Here is a 16395-nt window from a genome sequence, read left to right as displayed (position 1 = left end):
GCCATGGCCGCCGCTGCTGTCACACCCCCCGCGGCCCCGCATATCCCCGTTCTGATCCGACCGCTGATCGCGGCGGTCTCGCCGGTGGCGGGCACCTGGATCGACGGCACCTTCGGGGCCGGGGGGTATACCCGCGCCCTGCTTGACGCCGGCGCTGATGAGGTCGTGGCGATCGACCGCGACCCGCTGGCCTTTGAGCTGGCGGCCGACTGGATGGCCGGCTACGGCGCCCGCATCCGCCCGGAACAGACGGTCTTTTCCAAGATGGACGAGGTTGCCGATCAGGTGGACGGCGTGGTGCTCGATCTCGGGGTCTCCTCGATGCAGCTTGACCGGGCCGAACGCGGCTTTTCCTTCATGAAGGACGGCCCGCTCGACATGCGGATGAGCCAGGACGGCCCCAGCGCCGCCGATCTGGTCAATTCCGCCACCGAGCAGGACTTGGCCGAGATCCTCTATGTCTTCGGCGAGGAACGTGCCTCGCGCCGGATCGCCAGGAACATCGTCAAGGCCCGCACCGAAGCGCCGTTTGAAACCACGCTGCAACTGGCCGGGGTGATCGAACGTTCGCTGCCGCGCGCCAAGCCGGGGCAGAGCCATCCCGCAACGCGCTCGTTCCAGGCACTGCGGATTGCGGTGAACGACGAATATACCGAGCTGTTCGAAGGGCTGATGGCCGCAGAACGGGTGCTGCGGCCGGGCGGCCTGCTGGCGGTGGTGACCTTTCATTCGATCGAGGACCGGATGGTCAAACGCTTCCTTCAGGCCCGCGCCGGACATTCTGGCAATTTCAACCGATACGCGCCGCAGGTCGAGGCGGTGCCGGCCCAGTTCGAGATCGTCACCCGCAAGGCCGCCGGCCCCGACAAGCAGGAACTGGCCGAGAACCCGCGCTCGCGTTCGGCGCGGCTGCGGGTGGCCCGGCGCACCGAAGTGCCGGCCGGGGAGATCGACGCCAAATCCATCGCCATGCCGCAACTCAAGAGGACAAGGTAATGCGCTCCGTTCTGTATGTGATGACAGCGCTGACGGTGATCGGGCTGGCCTTCTGGGCCTACCACGAGAACTACGAAACGCAGGAAGCCATTGAAAAGACGGCCAAGCTTCAGAGCGAGATCGGTGCGGCCCGGGTCCGACTTTCGGTGTTGCGTGCGGAATGGGCCTATCTCAACCGGCCCGACAGGTTGCGCGATCTGGCCGAGCTGAACTTTGACCGCCTCGGCCTGCTGCCGCTGCGGCCGCGGCATTTCGGCAATGTCGATCAGGTGGCCTTTCCGGCGCCGGTGTTCGACGATTTCGCGCCGATCACCAATTCCGTTGTCACCTCCTCGCAAGGCGCAGAGCAAGAGCAAGAGCCATGATCCGCACACCGCTGCGCCCCTTGGCGCGCATCCTCGACGCCCGACAAAAGGGCGAAAACCCCGATGCCATCGAACGCGAGAACCTGCGGCTGCGCCACGAAGAGATTCGCGACCGGCTCCGGTTGCGCGCCGAGCAGCGGCTGTTGTTGCTGGGTATCATGTATTTCTGCGCCTTCCTGGTGATCGCCGTGCGCATGGGCGGGCTGGCCGCCTCCGAGGCGACCGAGCCGCGAGCCGCCACCAATGGCGCGTCGATCATCGGCCAGCGCGCCGATATCGTCGACCGCAGGGGCCGCATTCTGGCGACAAACATGGAGGTCTATTCGCTCTATGCCCATCCGCAGCAGATGATCGATCCGCTGCGCGCGGCCGAGGAACTGGGCAAGATTTTCCCCGAGATCGACGTCGCCGACCTCAAGAAGCGGTTCACCTCCGAACGAAAATTCATGTGGATTCGCAAAAAGCTGAGCCCCGAGCAGAAGCAGGCGGTGCATGACATCGGCGAACCCGGGCTGCTGTTCGGCCCGCGCGAGATGCGGCTCTATCCCAACGGCGCGGTGGCCGCGCATGTGCTGGGCGGCTACGGCTTCGGCCGCGAGGGTGTGCATTCCGCCGAGGTGCTGGGCACCGCCGGCATCGAGAAGTTCGAAGACAAGTTGCTGCGCGATCCGGCACGCGAGGGCGCGCCGCTGGAACTGTCCATCGATCTGACGCTACAGGCGGCGGCCGAAAAGGTGCTTTACGGCGGTATGAAGATCATGGGCGCCAAGGGCGCGACCGCCATTCTGATGGACGCCAGCAATGGCGAGATCCTCTCGCTGGCCAGCCTGCCGGACTTCGATCCGAACGACCGGCCGCTGCCGGCGCTTGGGGATGATCCTTCGATCAGCCCGCTGTTCAACCGGGCGGTGCAGGGGGTCTACGAGTTGGGGTCGACCTTCAAGATCTTTGCCGCGGCGCAGGCGATGGACCTTGGGATCGTCGGGCCCGACTCGATGGTCGACATCCGTGGCCCGCTCACCTGGGGGCGGTTTCGCATCCGCGATTTCAACAATTACGGCAAGGAGTTGTCGGTCACCAAGGTGATCGTCAAATCCTCCAACATCGGCACTGCGCGGCTGGCCCAGAAGATCGGCACACCGCGCCAGCAGGATTTCCTGAAGCGGCTCGGCTTTTTCGACGTCACCCCGGTCGAGTTGCAGGAGGCCAAACACGCCAAGCCGCTGCTGCCGCCGAACTGGTCCGAACTCAGCACCATGACGATCTCTTATGGCCACGGGCTGTCGGTGTCGCCCCTGCATCTGGCCACCGCCTATGCCGCCGTGGCAAATGGCGGGCGCATGGTCGCGCCGACATTGCTGCGCCAGACCGGCCCCAAGCTGGGCGACCGGGTGATGTCGGAAAGCGCCGCCGCGGCCGCGCGCGCCATGCTGCGGCTGGTGGTCAGCCACAAGGAGGGCACCGCGAGTTTTGGCGAGGTCAAGGGCTATGCGGTGGGCGGCAAGACCGGCACCGCTGACAAGCCCAAGCCCAAGGGCGGCTATTACAAGGACAAGGTGATCGCCACCTTCGCCTCGATCTTTCCGATCCACGATCCGAAATACGTGCTGGTGGTGACGCTGGACGAGCCCGAGATCCACGCCGCCGGCGAGTTGCGCCGCACCGCCGGCTGGACCGCCGTGCCGGTGGCCGCCGAGATGATCGAACGACTGGCACCGCTGCTGGGGCTCAGACCCACGATTGAACCCGAGACGCTGGCTGGTATAACGCTCACCAGTCAGTGACGGGGTCCTTCATGAGCAGAACCAAAACGCTTGCCGATCTGGGCCTCAGCGCCCGGGGGGGCGCCGATGCCACGATTACCGGCATCACGGTCGACAGCCGCGAGGTCGAAGAGGGCTTCCTCTTTGCCGCGCTGCCCGGCGCGCGGGTGCATGGCGCGGAGTTCATTCAATATGCCCTGCGCATGGGCGCGGGCGCGGTGCTCACCGATGCCGAAGGTGCGCGGATTGCCGCCGAGGTGCTCGACGCAAGCCATGTCGCGCTGATCGTCGCCGAAGACCCGCGCCAGGTTCTGGCCTATACCTCGGCGCTCTGGTTCGGCGCCCAGCCAGAGGTCATGGTGGCGGTGACCGGCACCAACGGCAAGACCTCGGTCTCGACCTTCTGCCGCCAGATCTGGATGGCGCTCGACCTGCCGGCGGTCAATCTCGGCACCACCGGCGTCGAAGGCGCCTGGGAGGCGCCACTTGCCCATACCACACCAGAACCGGTGACGCTGCACCGCACCCTCGCGGCAGCGGCGGAAAACGGCATCACCCATGCGGCAATGGAGGCCTCGTCGCATGGCCTGGCGCAGCGGCGGCTCGACGGCGTGCATCTTCAGGCCGCCGGTTTCACCAATTTCACTCAGGATCATCTCGACTATCATCACACGTTCGAGGCCTATTTCGAGGCCAAGGCCGGGCTTTTCCTGCGCGTTCTGCCCGAGGATGGCACTGCCGTTCTCAACATGGACGACCCCCGGGTCGCCGATCTCGAGCCGGTCTGCGCCGCGCGCGGCCAATCGGTCCTGACCGTGGGGCAGGGCCAGGGCCGCGACCTGCGACTGGTGGCGCAGCGGTTCGATGCCACCGGCCAGGATCTGCGGTTCGAATGGCTGGGCCAGGCCTATCAGACGCGGCTCAAGCTGATCGGCGGCTTCCAGGCCGCCAATGTGCTCTTGGCCGCCGGGCTGGTGATCGCCGCCGGCGAGAGCCCGGCCCGGGTCTTCGAGGCCCTGGGCGAGCTCGGCACCGTGCGCGGCCGCATGCAGCTTGCCGCCACCCGCGCCAACGGGGCCGCCACCTTCGTCGATTACGCCCATACCCCGGACGCCGTAAAAACCGCGCTCTCGGCGCTGCGCCCGCATGTCATGGGTCGGCTGATCGCCATTGTCGGCGCCGGTGGCGACCGTGACACCGCCAAACGCCCGCTGATGGGCCAGGCCGCGCGCGACAATGCCGATATCGTCATCGTCACCGACGACAATCCCCGCACCGAAGACCCGGCCGCGATCCGCGCCGCGGTGATCGAAGGCGCCGGCCCCGAGGCGATCGAAGTGGCCGACCGCGCCGAAGCCATCCTGCGCGGCGTCGACATGCTTTCGCCCGGCGATGCGCTGCTGATCTGCGGCAAGGGCCACGAAAGCGGCCAGGTTGTGGGCGACACCACCTATCCCTTCGACGATGTCGAACAGGCCAGCGTCGCGGTCTCGGCGCTTGACGGGGTCAACCCGTGAGCCTCTGGACGGCCGAAGAGGCCGCCGCCGCCACCGGCGGGCGCAACACGACGGGCTGGCAGGCCAGCGGCGTCTCGATCGACACCCGCACACTGCAACCCGGCGATCTCTTTGTCGCGCTGAAGGCCGCCCGCGACGGTCATGATTTTGTCGCCCAGGCGCTGGAGAAAGGCGCCGCAGCCGCGGTTGTCACCCATGTGCCGGAGGGGGTGAGCGAAGCTGCGCCGCTGCTCATCGTCGAGGCCATCATGCCGGCGCTCGAAGCGCTCGGCCGCGCCGGCCGCGACCGGACAGAGGCGCAGGTCGTCGCCGTAACCGGCTCGGTCGGCAAGACCTCGACCAAGGAAATGCTGCGCCAGACGCTCGCGGCCTTCGGCCCCACCCATGCCTCGGTGGCCAGCTACAACAACCATTGGGGCGTGCCGCTGACCCTGGCCCGGATGCCGCGCGACAGCGCCTTCTCGGTGATCGAGATCGGCATGAACCACCCCGGCGAAATCGCCCCACTGGCGGGCATCGCGCGGCCGCATGTGGCGATGATCACCACCGTCGCACCGGCGCATCTCGAGGCCTTTGGTGCCATCGAGGGCATCGCCGAGGAAAAGGCCAGCATCCTGGCGGGCCTCGTCGCGGGCGGCACCGCGGTGTTCAACGCCGAGATCGAGACCGCCGCGATCTTGCGCGCGGCCGCGCGTGCGACCGGCGCGCGCTACATCGGCTTTGGCGAAACGCCGCGCGCGCAGTATCGGCTGGCGCATGTCGAGATGGCGCATGGCGTCACCGTCGCCCGGGCCCGGGTGCGCCACGAGGATCTGCATTTCAAGATCGCCGCCACGGGGCGGCATTTCGCGATGAACGGGCTGGGCGTGCTCGCCGTAGGAGATGCGCTGGGCCTCGACCCGGCGCTGGCCGCCGCCGCCCTGTCCCGCTGGGCGCCGGTCACCGGCCGGGGCGCGCGCCAGACCATCGCCCTCGATCCCGTCGATCCTTCCAGGGCGCTGGAAGTGATCGACGACAGCTACAATGCCAACCCGGCCTCGATGGAGGCCGCCCTGGCGGTGCTGGCCGCGACACCGGCCGGCGAACGCGGCCGCCGCATCGCCTGTCTCGGCGATATGGCCGAATTGGGCGACACCGCGCCCGAACTGCATGCGGCGCTGGCCGGTCTGCCGGCGATGGACGAGATCGACCGGGTGTTCTGCGTCGGCCCGCTGAGCAAAAACCTCTGGCAGGCGCTGCCGGTCGAGAAACGCGGCAAGTGGCAACCGACGGTCGCCGATATCCTGTCCGACGTCCGCCGGGATCTGCGCGCGGGCGATGTCTTGCTCGTCAAGGGATCGAAAGCCACCGGCCTGTCGGCGCTGGTTGACGCGATCCGCAAAATGGGCCATGGCGCCCCACAATAAGTGGTAGGGAAGGGGCATGAGATGCTCTACTGGTTGACAGCTTTGTCCGATGGCGGGGATTTTTTCAATCTTTTCCGCTACATCACCTTTCGGGCAGGCGGGGCCTTCATGACGGCGCTGATCTTCGGCTTCATCTTCGGCAAGCCGCTGATCAACGTGCTGCGGCGCAGCCAGGGCAAGGGCCAGCCGATCCGCGACGACGGCCCAGAAGGTCATGTCGCCAAGGCCGGCACGCCGACCATGGGCGGGCTGCTGATCCTCAGCGCGCTGCTGACCGCAACGCTGCTCTGGGCGCGGCTCGACAATCCTTACGTGCTGATGGTGCTCTTCGTGACCCTGGCCTTCGGCCTGATCGGCTTTGCCGATGATTACGCCAAGGTCTCGAAACAGAACACCAAGGGGGTGCCGGGCCGGGTGCGGCTGTTGCTCGGCTTCGTGATCGCCGGCATCGCCGCCTATTGGGCGGCGATCTATCACCCCGACGAGCTGCAATTCCGTCTCGCGCTGCCAGTGCTCAAGGACACGCTGCTCAACCTCGGCTGGCTGTTCCTGCCCTTTGCCATGTTCGTCATCGTCGGCGCCGCCAATGCGGTGAACCTGACCGACGGGCTCGACGGGCTGGCGATCATGCCGGTGATGATCGCCGCCGGCACCCTCGGCGTCATTGCCTATGCGGTGGGCCGGGTCGACTTCACCGAATATCTTGACGTGCACTACGTGCCCGGCACCGGCGAGATCCTGATCTTCACCGCCGGGCTCTTCGGCGGCGGCCTGGGCTTCCTGTGGTACAATGCCCCGCCGGCGGCGGTCTTCATGGGTGACACCGGCAGCCTCGCGCTCGGCGGCGCGCTCGGGGCCATCGCGGTGGCCACCAAACACGAGATCGTGCTCGGCGTGGTCGGCGGGCTCTTCGTGGTCGAGGCGCTCTCGGTCATCATCCAGGTGCTCTATTTCAAGCGCACCGGCAAACGGGTCTTCCTGATGGCGCCGATCCATCACCATTACGAAAAGAAGGGCTGGGCTGAACCGACCATCGTGATCCGCTTCTGGATCATCTCGCTGATCCTCGCGATCATCGGCCTGGCCACGCTCAAGGTGCGCTGACGGCGCCCCTCGGCGCGTCTCGTCCCTTCCTCTTGCTGCAAATACCGCAGGGGTCCGGGGGCTGGCCCCCGGTCCGCCCGATGTCGAAGGAACCACCGCAATGATCCCAGTACCCGGTTTCGAAAACGCCCGCGTCGCAATTCTCGGCCTCGGCCGCTCCGGCCTCTCCGCCGCCCGCGCCCTGCGCCAGGGCGGCGCGATCCCGGTCTGCTGGGATGACAACCCGGAGGCCCGCGACCGGGCCGCGGACCAGGGCTTCGAGGTCGTCGACCTGAGGGAAGGAGGCGCCTTCGACGACATCGCAAGGTTGATCGTCTCGCCGGGCATCCCGCATCTCTACCCGGCGCCCAACCCGGTGGTGGTGGCAGCGCAGGCGGCCGGTGTGCCGGTCGACAATGACATCGGGTTGTTCTTTCGCGCGCTGGCCCATGCCGGCTGGGAGGCGCATGACACCCTGCCGCGGGTGGTGGCGGTGACCGGCTCGAACGGCAAATCCACCACATCGGCGCTGATCCACCACGTTCTCGAGGCCTCGGGCCGCGCCGCGCAGCTGGCCGGCAATATCGGCCGTGGCGTGCTCGATATCGATCCGCCGGGGGATGGCGGCGTGGTGGTGCTGGAGCTGTCGAGCTATCAGACCGAGCTCGCAAGGGCGTTGACACCGGATGTCGCGGTCTTCACCAATCTCAGTCCCGACCATCTCGACCGGCACGGCGGCATGGGCGGATATTTCGCCGCCAAGCGCCGGCTCTTTGCCGAGGGCGGGCCGGATCGCGCGGTGGTGGGGGTGGACGAACCCGAGGGACGGTTCCTCGCCGGTCAGCTCAGCGAGGGGCCGGGCGATGACCGGGTGATCCGGGTCTCGGTGGCCGGCAAGCTTGGCGGTCCGGGCTGGCATGTCTTTGCCCGCAAGGGGTTTCTCTCGGAATATCGCAAGGGGCGCCAGGCCGGGTCGATCGACCTGCGCGAGATCAAGGGGCTGCCGGGGGCGCACAACCATCAGAACGCCTGCGCCGCCTATGCGGTCTGCCGCACATTGGGGCTGGCGCCGCGGGTGATCGAACAGGCCTTTCACAGTTTCGCCGGCCTGCCGCACCGGTCGCAGCTGATCGCCGAGGCCGGCGGCGTGGCCTATGTCAACGACAGCAAGGCCACCAATGTCGACAGCGCGGCCAAGGCGCTCAGCGCCTTCCGCAACATCCGCTGGATCTGCGGCGGCTTGCAGAAGGACGGCGGGCTCGAGGGGCTGGCGCCGGGGCTGGCCAATGTGGCCAAGGCCTATGTCATCGGCCGCGAGGCGGCGGGCTTTGCCCTCGGGTTGCCCGGGATCGACGCCGAGGTCTGCACCGAGATGTCGACCGCGGTGGAACGCGCCATGGCCGAGGCGCAGCCCGGCGAGACGGTGCTCCTGGCGCCGGCGGCGGCGAGTTTCGACCAATACGACAATTTCGAGCAGCGCGGGGTGGATTTCACCCAGAACGTGCTGGCGCGGTTGCCGCAGGCATAGGGTGCAGGGGGCGCTGCCCGGCCGTTGATTGCAGCGTCTACCGGCGGGGTTTCGAACCTAAGGGGCGCGGTCTCAGAGACGGCACCGTGTAGGTTCGAAGGGGGCAGGGGGCGCTGCCCCCGTCGCCTTGCGGCGACTCCCCCGCGGTACTTTCGGCAAAAGGAAAGCTGCGGGAAGATCCCCGGCTCAATCGTGGATCGACTGCCGCAGCCGGTCGAGATGGCCGTGCCGCAGGGCGTCGATATGGATCACGCCGGGCTGCACCGGGATTTCCGGCAGGTCGAGGATGCGGGCGATGGCGTAGCGGTGTTCGCCGCCGCCGCGGCGCAGGGCGCGGCCGTTGCGATCGATATGGACGAAGATGCCGCCGTGCTCGCGGCGGAAATATCCCGGCACTTCCGAGCGCGGCCGCAACCGGCCGCTGCGGCTGACCTCTTCGTACAGCCGGTCGATGCCGGCGTAGCGCCGCTTGAGGTCCTCGAGCGTGCGGCAGCCGTCGGATTCGCCGCGTTTGGCGATGTTTTGCAGGTGGCGCTCGTAGACGCCGGTGTCTTCCCAGGGTTTGCCCTCGAGGAAATGCAGCCGGCAGGCGATGTGTTTGAAGGAGTCTTCCAGCGGTTTGATCGACAGGTCCCAATCGCCGCCGCGGACCAGCCCGCTGTGGCGGCGGCGGAACTCGGGCGCGCCCTTGCCGGGGTCGGGGGCATAGGCGGCATGCACGTCTTGCAGCGGCACGAAGAGCGCCGCGTCCGAGAGCGGCGCCTGGTCGCGGAAGCGCAGGCGGTTGAGGATGTCGCGGACGAATTTCTGCGGCACCTTGGCTTCGAGCGCGCGAAGGAAATTGCCGGGCTTCAGGGGCGGATATTCGATAGGGGCCATCCGGCGCTCCGTTCAGGGTGGCGGCTGTGTAACGGATATGTGGCGGCGGTGTAAATATTCCAGCCCCGCGCGGGGTCAGCCCTGAGCCGCGATCGCCGTGCCCGCCGCATGGCCCGAGGCCCAGGCCCATTGGAAATTGTAGCCGCCGAGCCAGCCGGTCACATCCACCGCCTCGCCGATGGCATAGAGGCCCGGCAGGGCCTTGGCCTGCATGTCGCGCGAATTGAGCCCGTCTGTGTCGATGCCGCCCAGGGTGACCTCGGCGGTGCGATAGCCTTCGGAGCCGGTGGGCCTTTGGCGCCAGTCCGCGAGCGTGGCGCAGAGCGCGCGCAGGCGGCTGTCGGATTGATCGGCGAGGTTGCCGGCGAGGCCCAGCGGGGCGGCGAGGTGATCGACCAGCCGCGCCGGCAGGTGGCGCGCCAGGGCGGTGGTGAGGTTGACCCGGCCGGCCGCTTGCCGGGCGGCGCGCAGATCCTCGTAGAGCCCGGGCGGGGCGAGGCGCAGGGAAATCTCGTCGCCTTCGCGCCAGAAGGAGGAGGCTTGCAGGATCGCCGGCCCGGAGAGGCCGCGGTGGGTAAAGAGCAGCGCCTCGTCGAATCCGGTGCCATTGGCGGTGGCCGTGACCGGCAGCGAGACACCGGAGAGCGGCGCGAAGCGCTGGTCGGAGAAGGTCAGCGGCACCAGGGCGGGGCGGGTCTCGGTCACCGCTAGCCCGAATTGCCGGGCGAGGTCATAGGCCAGCCCGGTGGCGCCCATCTTGGGGATCGACTTGCCGCCGCTGGCCAGCACCAGGTTGCGGGCGGTGACCGCTGTGCGCTGCCCGTCCCGCTCGAGCACGACCGAGAAGCGGCTGCCGTCGTGGCGGACCCCGATGACGCTGGTGCCGAGCCAGAGCTCGGCCCCGGCGGCGCGCATCTCGGCCAGCAGCATCTCGACGATCTGGGTAGATTTGCCGTCGCAGAACAGCTGGCCCAGGGTCTTTTCATGCCAGGCGATGCCGTGGCGGTCGACCAGCTCGATGAAATCCCACTGGCTGTAGCGTTTCAGCGCGGATTTGCAGAAATGCGGGTTCTGCGACAGAAAGTTCTCGGGCCCGGTGTGCAGATTGGTGAAATTGCAGCGGCCGCCGCCGGAGATGCGGATCTTTTCGCCCGGCGCGCGGGCGTGATCGATGAGCAGCGTGCCGGGGCCGGCCCGGGCCGCGCACATCAGCCCGGCGGCGCCGGCGCCAAGTATGAGGGTGGTGACATCCATCCGCCAGCGGTGCCCCGAAACGCCGGCAAGCGCAAGGGCCGGCGCCGCGGCGTCACCCTGGGGGCTGGCGGGCGGGCCTTTTTCCTAGCCTTGTCCAAGGGTTTGCGGTAAACTTCGGCGCAGACCCCGATCAACGGGGCGTCCGAGGCAGATTGAGTGGCAGATTCCCATGACTGAGATGGTCTATGGCGCGGCTCCCGTGAGGGACGTCGAGCCTGTGCTCCCCAAGTGGTGGCGCACGATCGACAAGATGTCGATGTCCTTTATCCTGATCCTGTTCACCATCGGCATCCTGCTGGGCCTCGCGGCCTCGCCGCCGCTGGCGGCCAAGAACGGCTTCGAGCCGTTTCACTACGTCACCCGGCAGGCGGTGTTCGGCGGCGCGGCGCTGATGGCGATGCTGCTGACCTCGATGATGACGCCGGTCCTGGTGCGCCGGCTGGCGGTGGTGGGCTTTGCGCTGGCCTTTGTCGCGCTGGCCCTGCTGCCGGTGTTCGGCACCGATTTCGGCAAGGGGGCGGTGCGCTGGTACAGCCTGGGCTTTGCGGCGGTGCAGCCGTCGGAATTCCTCAAGCCCGGGTTCGTGGTTGCCGCCGCCTGGATGCTGGCCGCCAATCAGGAGATCAACGGCCCGCCGGGGCGGCTCTGGTCCTTCGGGCTCTGCCTGACCATCGTGCTGATGCTGGCGCTGCAACCCGACTTCGGCCAGGCCTGCCTGGTGCTGTTCGGCTGGGGGGTGATGTATTTCGTCGCCGGCGCGCCAATGCTCTTGCTGGTGGGCATCGCGCTCCTGGTGGTGCTGGCCGGCACCGTGGCCTATTCGAATTCCGAACATTTCGCCCGCCGTATCGACGGTTTCCTGACCGCCGATGTCGATCCGAACACCCAGCTGGGCTATGCCACAAATGCGATCCGCGAAGGCGGGTTTGTCGGCGTCGGCGTCGGCGAGGGCCAGGTCAAATGGTCGCTGCCCGACGCGCATACCGATTTCATCATCGCCGTGGCGGCCGAGGAATACGGGCTCGTCCTTGTGCTGGCGATCATCACACTCTATGCGGGTATCGTGCTTTCGTCGCTGCTGCGGTTGATGCGCGAGCGCGATCCCTTTATCCGGCTGGCCGGCACGGGGCTTGCCTGCATGTTCGGAGTTCAGGCCATGATCAACATGGGTGTCGCGGTGCGGCTTCTCCCGGCCAAGGGCATGACCCTGCCGTTTGTCAGCTACGGCGGCTCGTCGCTGATTGCCACCGGCATTGCGGTGGGCATGTTGCTGTCGTTCACCCGGACCCGGCCGCAGGGCGAAATCGGTGACATCCTGCGGAGCCGCGTCAGGTGAGCTTCGCCGCATGGCATAGGGGTTCGGAGTGATGGAGCGGCAGAGGCTACTCGTGATCGCGGCCGGCGGCACTGGCGGGCATATGTTCCCGGCGCAGTCGCTGGCGGAAGAGATGCTGTCTCGCGGCTGGCGGGTCAAGCTCTCGACCGATGCGCGCGGGGCACGTTATACCCAAGGCTTTCCCCATACGGTCGAGATCGATCAGATCAGCTCGGCCACCTTTGCCCGGGGCGGTCCTGCGGCCAAGGCGCTGGCGCCGCTGCGTATTCTGGGCGGGGTCTGTTCCGCCGTATTCGGCATGCTGCGCGACCGGCCCGACGTGGTGGTGGGCTTTGGCGGCTATCCGTCGATCCCGGCGCTCTCGGCGGCTTTCCTGCTGCGCCGGCCGCGGATGATCCACGAGCAGAACGGCATCCTCGGCAAGGTCAACACGCTGTTTGCCAAGCGCGTCGATGCCATGGCCTGCGGCACCTGGCCCACCGACCTGCCCGAGGGCGTCGAGGGCCATCACAGCGGAAACCCGGTGCGCGCCGCCATCCTCGAGCGCGCGGGGGCGAGCTATATCGCGCCCGGCGACTATCCGATGTCGATCCTGGTGATGGGCGGAAGCCAGGGCGCGCGCATCCTGTCGGACGTGGTGCCGCCGGCGATTGCCGGCCTGCCGATGAACGTGCTGGAAAACGTCCGCGTCAGCCATCAGGCGCGCGGCGAAGACCATGAGCGCGTTGCGAAATTCTACGAAGACCACAATATCGACGCCGATGTGCAGCCGTTCTTTCAGGACGTGTCGCGGCGGATGTCGGAGGCGCAGCTGGTGATCAGCCGCGCCGGCGCCTCGTCGATCGCCGATCTCACGGTGATCGGCCGGCCGGCGATTCTGGTGCCCTATGCCCATGCCACCGGCGACCACCAGAGCGCCAATGCGCGCGGCATGGCCGAGGCCGGCGCGGCGGTGGTGGTGTCCGAGGGCGAGCTGCACGTCGAGCCGCTGACCGCCACCATCCATGACATTCTGCGCCAGCCGGAAGAGGCCCGCCGCATGGCGATGGCCGCCCTGGCGCTTGGCAAACCCGATGCGGCCCGCGAATTGGCCGCGATGGTCGAGACGCTGGCCGGCGGCCAGAGTCCACAGCCCGGAAAGGACCCCGTATGAACGCTGCCGCCGCCACCAAACTGCCTACCGATGTCGGGCCGATCCATTTTGTCGGCATCGGCGGCATCGGCATGTCGGGCATCGCCGAAGTATTGCTCAATCTGGGCTACCGGGTGCAGGGCAGCGACCTCAAAGGCTCGAAGATCACCGAACGGCTCGCGGGCCTCGGCGCGCGCATCTTCATGGGGCAGGCGGCCGAGAACCTGGCCGAAGCCGAGGTCGTGGTGATCTCAACCGCGATCAAGCCGGGCAACCCCGAGCTCGACGAGGCCCGCGCCCAGGGCCTGCCGGTGGTGCGCCGGGCCGAGATGCTGGCCGAGCTGATGCGGCTCAGGTCGAACATCGCCATTGCCGGCACCCACGGCAAGACCACCACCACCACGATGATGGCCGAGCTGATGGTCGCCGGCGGTTTCGATCCGACGGTGGTCAACGGCGGAATCATTCATGCCTATGGCTCGAACGCGCGGATGGGGCAGGGCGAATGGATGGTGGTCGAGGCCGACGAAAGCGACGGCACCTTCAACCGCCTGCCGGCCACCATCGGCGTGGTCACCAATATCGACCCCGAGCACATGGAGCATTGGGGCGATTTCGACCGGTTGCGGCAGGGCTTTCTCGATTTCGTGTCGAACATTCCGTTTTACGGCCTCGCCGTCTGTTGCACCGATCACGAAGAAGTCCAGCGGCTGGTGGGCAAGGTCACCGACCGGCGGGTGGTGACCTATGGCTTCAACTCCCAGGCCGATGTCCGCGCGGTGAACCTGCATTACACGGGCGGGGTGGCACATTTCGACATCGCGCTTCAGGCCGAGGGGCTGATGATCGAGGGCTGCGCCTTGCCGATGCCGGGCGATCACAACGTCTCTAATGCGCTGAGCGCGGTTGCCGTCTGCCGGCACCTGGGCATGAAGACCGAAGAGATCCGCGCGGCGCTGGCAAATTTCGGTGGCGTCAACCGCCGGTTCACGAAAGTGGGCGAAGTCGACGGCGTGACGATCATCGACGACTACGGCCACCACCCGGTGGAAATCGCCGCCGTGCTGCGCGCGGCACGGCAGGCCAGCGACGGCCGGGTGATTGCCGTGCACCAGCCGCACCGCTATTCCCGGCTGTCCGATCTGTTCGAGGATTTCTGCGGCTGCTTCAACGAGGCCGATGTTGTGGCGATCGCCGATGTCTTTGCCGCCGGAGAAGATCCGATCCCCGGCGCCTCGCGCGATGACCTGGTGGCCGGGCTGCGCCGCCATGGCCACCGCCACGCCGCCGCGCTGGTCGGAGAAGAGGCGCTGGTCGATTTCGTGCGCGCGAATGCCGGGCCGGGCGACATCGTGGTCTGCCTCGGCGCCGGCACGATCACCGCCTGGGCCAATGCGCTGCCGAAGCAACTGGCGTCATGACGACCTCGTTGATCCTGGCCTGTCTCTGGGCGCTGGCGGCCAATCTTCTGGCGGCAATGCCCTCGCGCGACAATCACTGGCGCCGCGCCTATGGGCTGATTGCCGTTGGCGTGCCGCTGCTGGGCTATGTGACCTATCAGAACGGCCCCTGGGTCGGGCTCCTGGTGCTGATGGCCGGCATGAGCGTGCTGCGCTGGCCATTGGTCTACGTCACCCGCTGGATGCGGGGGCGGGTGCGGCGCGGCGCGTCGTAACACCAGCCCGGGTTTGCCGCGGCGGACCGGCGTTGCTAGGCTGGGGCCTGTCCTGCCAAGCCCCCGCAGAAAGGCGCGCCCATGGAGCCGGCACAGATCAGGATCATCCTCTTCGTGGCCGGGGTCGCCCTGGTGTCGGCGCTGCTCGGCTATCTTCTGATCCGAAAGCGGGTGTTCGTTGCCTTTTTCGGGCTGATCGTGGCGGCGCTGGCGGCCGGGGTGTATTTCATGCTGCTCGCCCGCGCCGGCCAGGGCTGGGATGCGCTGGGCTATTTTCTCATCGTCCTGCTGCTGGTGGCGCCGGCGATGGCGGGCCTGGGGATCGGCGGCGGGATCGCCTGGTGGCGCGGGCGCATGGCCCGGTGATCGCCCCTTTTCGTGGCGCGTGTTCCGTCTTATGACGGGGAAAACCCAAAGGGGCAGGCAATGGATGACCATTTTCACATGCCGCAGGTGCGCGGGCGGCTGACCGAAGGCCGGATGCTGGCCGATCTCACCTGGCTGCGCGTGGGCGGGCCGGCGGACTGGTTGTTCCAGCCGGCCGATGTCGCCGATCTGGCCGATTTCCTGCGTGATCTCCCGGAGGGGCTGCCGGTGTTTCCGATGGGCGTCGGGTCGAACCTGATTGTCCGCGACGGCGGCTTGCGCGCAGTGGTGATCCGCATGGGGCGCGGCTTCAACGGCATTTCCGTCGCGGGCAACCGGGTCACCGCCGGCGCTGCGGCGCTTGATGCCCATGTGGCGAAAAAGGCGGCCGAGGCCGGCGTCGATCTGACCTTCCTGCGCACCATTCCGGGCGCCATCGGGGGCGCAGTCCGGATGAACGCCGGCTGCTACGGCTCTTATATTGCGGATCATTTTGTCGAGGCCCAGGCGGTGACGCGGCAGGGCGAGCAGGTCACTCTCACTGCCCGCGACCTGGATTTCCGCTACCGTCAGACCGATCTGCCCGACGGCTGGGTGATCACCGGCGCCACATTCGAGGGCCCGCCGGGCGAACCCGGGGCGCTTGCGCAGAAAATGGCCGATCAACTGGCCAAACGCGACGCCTCGCAACCCACCAAGGATCGCACGGCGGGCTCGACCTTTCGCAATCCGGCCGGGTTTTCCAGCACCGGCAAGGCGGACGACACCCATGATCTCAAGGCCTGGAAGCTGATCGACGACGCCGGGCTGCGCGGTTTCAGCATCGGCGGGGCGCAGATGAGCGAAAAACATTCCAACTTTCTGATCAATACCGGGGCGGCCACGGCGCAGGATCTGGAAACGCTGGGCGAGGAAGTGCGAAAAAGGGTTTTTCAAACCAGTGGAATAGAGCTACACTGGGAAATCATGCGGGTCGGCGAAAAAGCCTGATCCGCCAAGGCCGAAACGGCCCGCCCAGAGTACCGAATCCCGACAGGGGTCGGGGCGGCTGAGGCAAGAACCGGCAGGTTCATCATAAAAACGCGCCGAAACGGC

Annotated in this window: 15 protein-coding genes; 13 read left to right on the top strand and 2 right to left on the bottom strand. The window is 67.4% G+C overall.

The genetic code is table 11. The features are described 5' to 3' along the window. Positions 1-3 precede the first annotated feature (3 nt). From rsmH to murD, 7 genes are all read left to right on the top strand, one after another. The gene (gene rsmH, locus PVW49_RS05600; protein ID WP_074835337.1) at positions 4-996 is read left to right on the top strand and encodes a 16S rRNA (cytosine(1402)-N(4))-methyltransferase RsmH; all 993 of its coding nucleotides are present in this window, start codon (positions 4-6) and stop codon (positions 994-996) included. Continuing rightward, positions 996-1361, top strand: coding sequence for a cell division protein FtsL (gene ftsL / locus PVW49_RS05595; RefSeq protein ID WP_048530610.1), 366 nt, complete (start codon positions 996-998; stop codon positions 1359-1361). Before rsmH ends, ftsL begins: the two co-directional genes overlap by 1 nt. Continuing rightward, a complete protein-coding gene (locus tag PVW49_RS05590) occupies positions 1358-3145 on the top strand; it encodes a peptidoglycan D,D-transpeptidase FtsI family protein (protein ID WP_048530612.1) in 1788 nt (595 codons plus the stop codon). Before ftsL ends, PVW49_RS05590 begins: the two co-directional genes overlap by 4 nt. Positions 3146-3156: 11 nt before the next feature. Further along, the gene (locus PVW49_RS05585; protein WP_274590091.1) at positions 3157-4641 is read left to right on the top strand and encodes a UDP-N-acetylmuramoyl-L-alanyl-D-glutamate--2,6-diaminopimelate ligase; all 1485 of its coding nucleotides are present in this window, start codon (positions 3157-3159) and stop codon (positions 4639-4641) included. Further along, positions 4638-6047: a UDP-N-acetylmuramoyl-tripeptide--D-alanyl-D-alanine ligase gene (locus PVW49_RS05580; RefSeq protein ID WP_274590090.1), complete on the top strand. Its 1410-nt coding sequence runs from the start codon at positions 4638-4640 to the stop codon at positions 6045-6047. Before PVW49_RS05585 ends, PVW49_RS05580 begins: the two co-directional genes overlap by 4 nt. A gap of 21 nt (positions 6048-6068) precedes the next feature. Continuing rightward, complete coding sequence (gene mraY, locus PVW49_RS05575; protein ID WP_048530619.1) at positions 6069-7151, top strand: phospho-N-acetylmuramoyl-pentapeptide-transferase; 1083 nt, start codon at positions 6069-6071, stop codon at positions 7149-7151. A gap of 100 nt (positions 7152-7251) precedes the next feature. Next, positions 7252-8658 carry a UDP-N-acetylmuramoyl-L-alanine--D-glutamate ligase gene (gene murD / locus PVW49_RS05570; RefSeq protein ID WP_274590089.1) on the top strand — a complete coding sequence of 469 codons (1407 nt, stop codon included), beginning with the start codon at positions 7252-7254 and terminating at the stop codon, positions 8656-8658. 186 nt (positions 8659-8844) lie between these two features. Here the strand turns inward: murD and PVW49_RS05565 are convergent, their stop codons facing one another. Then, the gene (locus tag PVW49_RS05565) at positions 8845-9537 is read right to left on the bottom strand and encodes a hypothetical protein (protein ID WP_274590088.1); all 693 of its coding nucleotides are present in this window, start codon (positions 9535-9537) and stop codon (positions 8845-8847) included. Positions 9538-9612: 75 nt separating this feature from the next. Continuing rightward, complete coding sequence (locus PVW49_RS05560) at positions 9613-10791, bottom strand: NAD(P)/FAD-dependent oxidoreductase (protein ID WP_074835329.1); 1179 nt, start codon at positions 10789-10791, stop codon at positions 9613-9615. A gap of 169 nt (positions 10792-10960) precedes the next feature. Here PVW49_RS05560 and PVW49_RS05555 point away from each other — a divergent pair, with 169 nt between their 5' ends. The 6 genes from PVW49_RS05555 (at position 10961) to murB (ending at position 16290) form a co-directional block, all read left to right on the top strand. Beyond that, positions 10961-12127, top strand: coding sequence for a peptidoglycan glycosyltransferase FtsW (locus PVW49_RS05555; protein WP_048530623.1), 1167 nt, complete (start codon positions 10961-10963; stop codon positions 12125-12127). Between the two features lie 31 nt (positions 12128-12158). Further along, a complete protein-coding gene (locus PVW49_RS05550) occupies positions 12159-13280 on the top strand; it encodes a UDP-N-acetylglucosamine--N-acetylmuramyl-(pentapeptide) pyrophosphoryl-undecaprenol N-acetylglucosamine transferase (RefSeq protein ID WP_274590087.1) in 1122 nt (373 codons plus the stop codon). Next, positions 13277-14680, top strand: coding sequence for a UDP-N-acetylmuramate--L-alanine ligase (murC, locus tag PVW49_RS05545; protein ID WP_274590086.1), 1404 nt, complete (start codon positions 13277-13279; stop codon positions 14678-14680). The genes PVW49_RS05550 and murC overlap by 4 nt, the downstream gene beginning before the upstream one ends. Beyond that, a complete protein-coding gene (locus tag PVW49_RS05540) occupies positions 14677-14934 on the top strand; it encodes a DUF2484 family protein (RefSeq protein ID WP_074835325.1) in 258 nt (85 codons plus the stop codon). Before murC ends, PVW49_RS05540 begins: the two co-directional genes overlap by 4 nt. Before the next feature lie 81 nt (positions 14935-15015). Further along, on the top strand, positions 15016-15300 hold the full coding sequence (locus tag PVW49_RS05535; protein WP_048530633.1) for a hypothetical protein: 285 nt from the start codon (positions 15016-15018) through the stop codon (positions 15298-15300). Between the two features lie 60 nt (positions 15301-15360). Then, entirely contained in the window at positions 15361-16290 is a 930-nt protein-coding gene (murB, locus tag PVW49_RS05530) for a UDP-N-acetylmuramate dehydrogenase (RefSeq protein WP_274590085.1), read from the top strand. The last annotated feature ends 105 nt before the right edge of the window (positions 16291-16395 follow it).

This window comes from Marinovum sp. PR37 (assembly GCF_028807375.1).
Taxonomy (GTDB): domain Bacteria; phylum Pseudomonadota; class Alphaproteobacteria; order Rhodobacterales; family Rhodobacteraceae; genus Marinovum; species Marinovum algicola.
The sequence above is the reverse complement of the archived record's forward strand: the minus strand, read 5'-3'. Positions and strand labels throughout refer to the sequence as shown.

Excerpts from the sequence above, each read along its gene's own strand:
- mraY (WP_048530619.1), top strand. The coding sequence starts at position 6,069 with ATGCTCTACTGGTTGACAGCTTTGTCCGATGGCGGGGATTTTTTCAAT.
- PVW49_RS05535 (WP_048530633.1), top strand. The coding sequence starts at position 15,016 with ATGGAGCCGGCACAGATCAGGATCATCCTCTTCGTGGCCGGGGTCGCC.
- PVW49_RS05560 (WP_074835329.1), bottom strand. The coding sequence starts at position 10,791 with ATGGATGTCACCACCCTCATACTTGGCGCCGGCGCCGCCGGGCTGATG.
- PVW49_RS05555 (WP_048530623.1), top strand. The coding sequence starts at position 10,961 with ATGACTGAGATGGTCTATGGCGCGGCTCCCGTGAGGGACGTCGAGCCT.
- PVW49_RS05590 (WP_048530612.1), top strand. The coding sequence starts at position 1,358 with ATGATCCGCACACCGCTGCGCCCCTTGGCGCGCATCCTCGACGCCCGA.
- murC (WP_274590086.1), top strand. The coding sequence starts at position 13,277 with ATGAACGCTGCCGCCGCCACCAAACTGCCTACCGATGTCGGGCCGATC.
- murB (WP_274590085.1), top strand. The coding sequence starts at position 15,361 with ATGGATGACCATTTTCACATGCCGCAGGTGCGCGGGCGGCTGACCGAA.
- PVW49_RS05585 (WP_274590091.1), top strand. The coding sequence starts at position 3,157 with ATGAGCAGAACCAAAACGCTTGCCGATCTGGGCCTCAGCGCCCGGGGG.
- ftsL (WP_048530610.1), top strand. The coding sequence starts at position 996 with ATGCGCTCCGTTCTGTATGTGATGACAGCGCTGACGGTGATCGGGCTG.
- rsmH (WP_074835337.1), top strand. The coding sequence starts at position 4 with ATGGCCGCCGCTGCTGTCACACCCCCCGCGGCCCCGCATATCCCCGTT.
- PVW49_RS05565 (WP_274590088.1), bottom strand. The coding sequence starts at position 9,537 with ATGGCCCCTATCGAATATCCGCCCCTGAAGCCCGGCAATTTCCTTCGC.
- PVW49_RS05550 (WP_274590087.1), top strand. The coding sequence starts at position 12,159 with ATGGAGCGGCAGAGGCTACTCGTGATCGCGGCCGGCGGCACTGGCGGG.
- PVW49_RS05540 (WP_074835325.1), top strand. The coding sequence starts at position 14,677 with ATGACGACCTCGTTGATCCTGGCCTGTCTCTGGGCGCTGGCGGCCAAT.
- murD (WP_274590089.1), top strand. The coding sequence starts at position 7,252 with ATGATCCCAGTACCCGGTTTCGAAAACGCCCGCGTCGCAATTCTCGGC.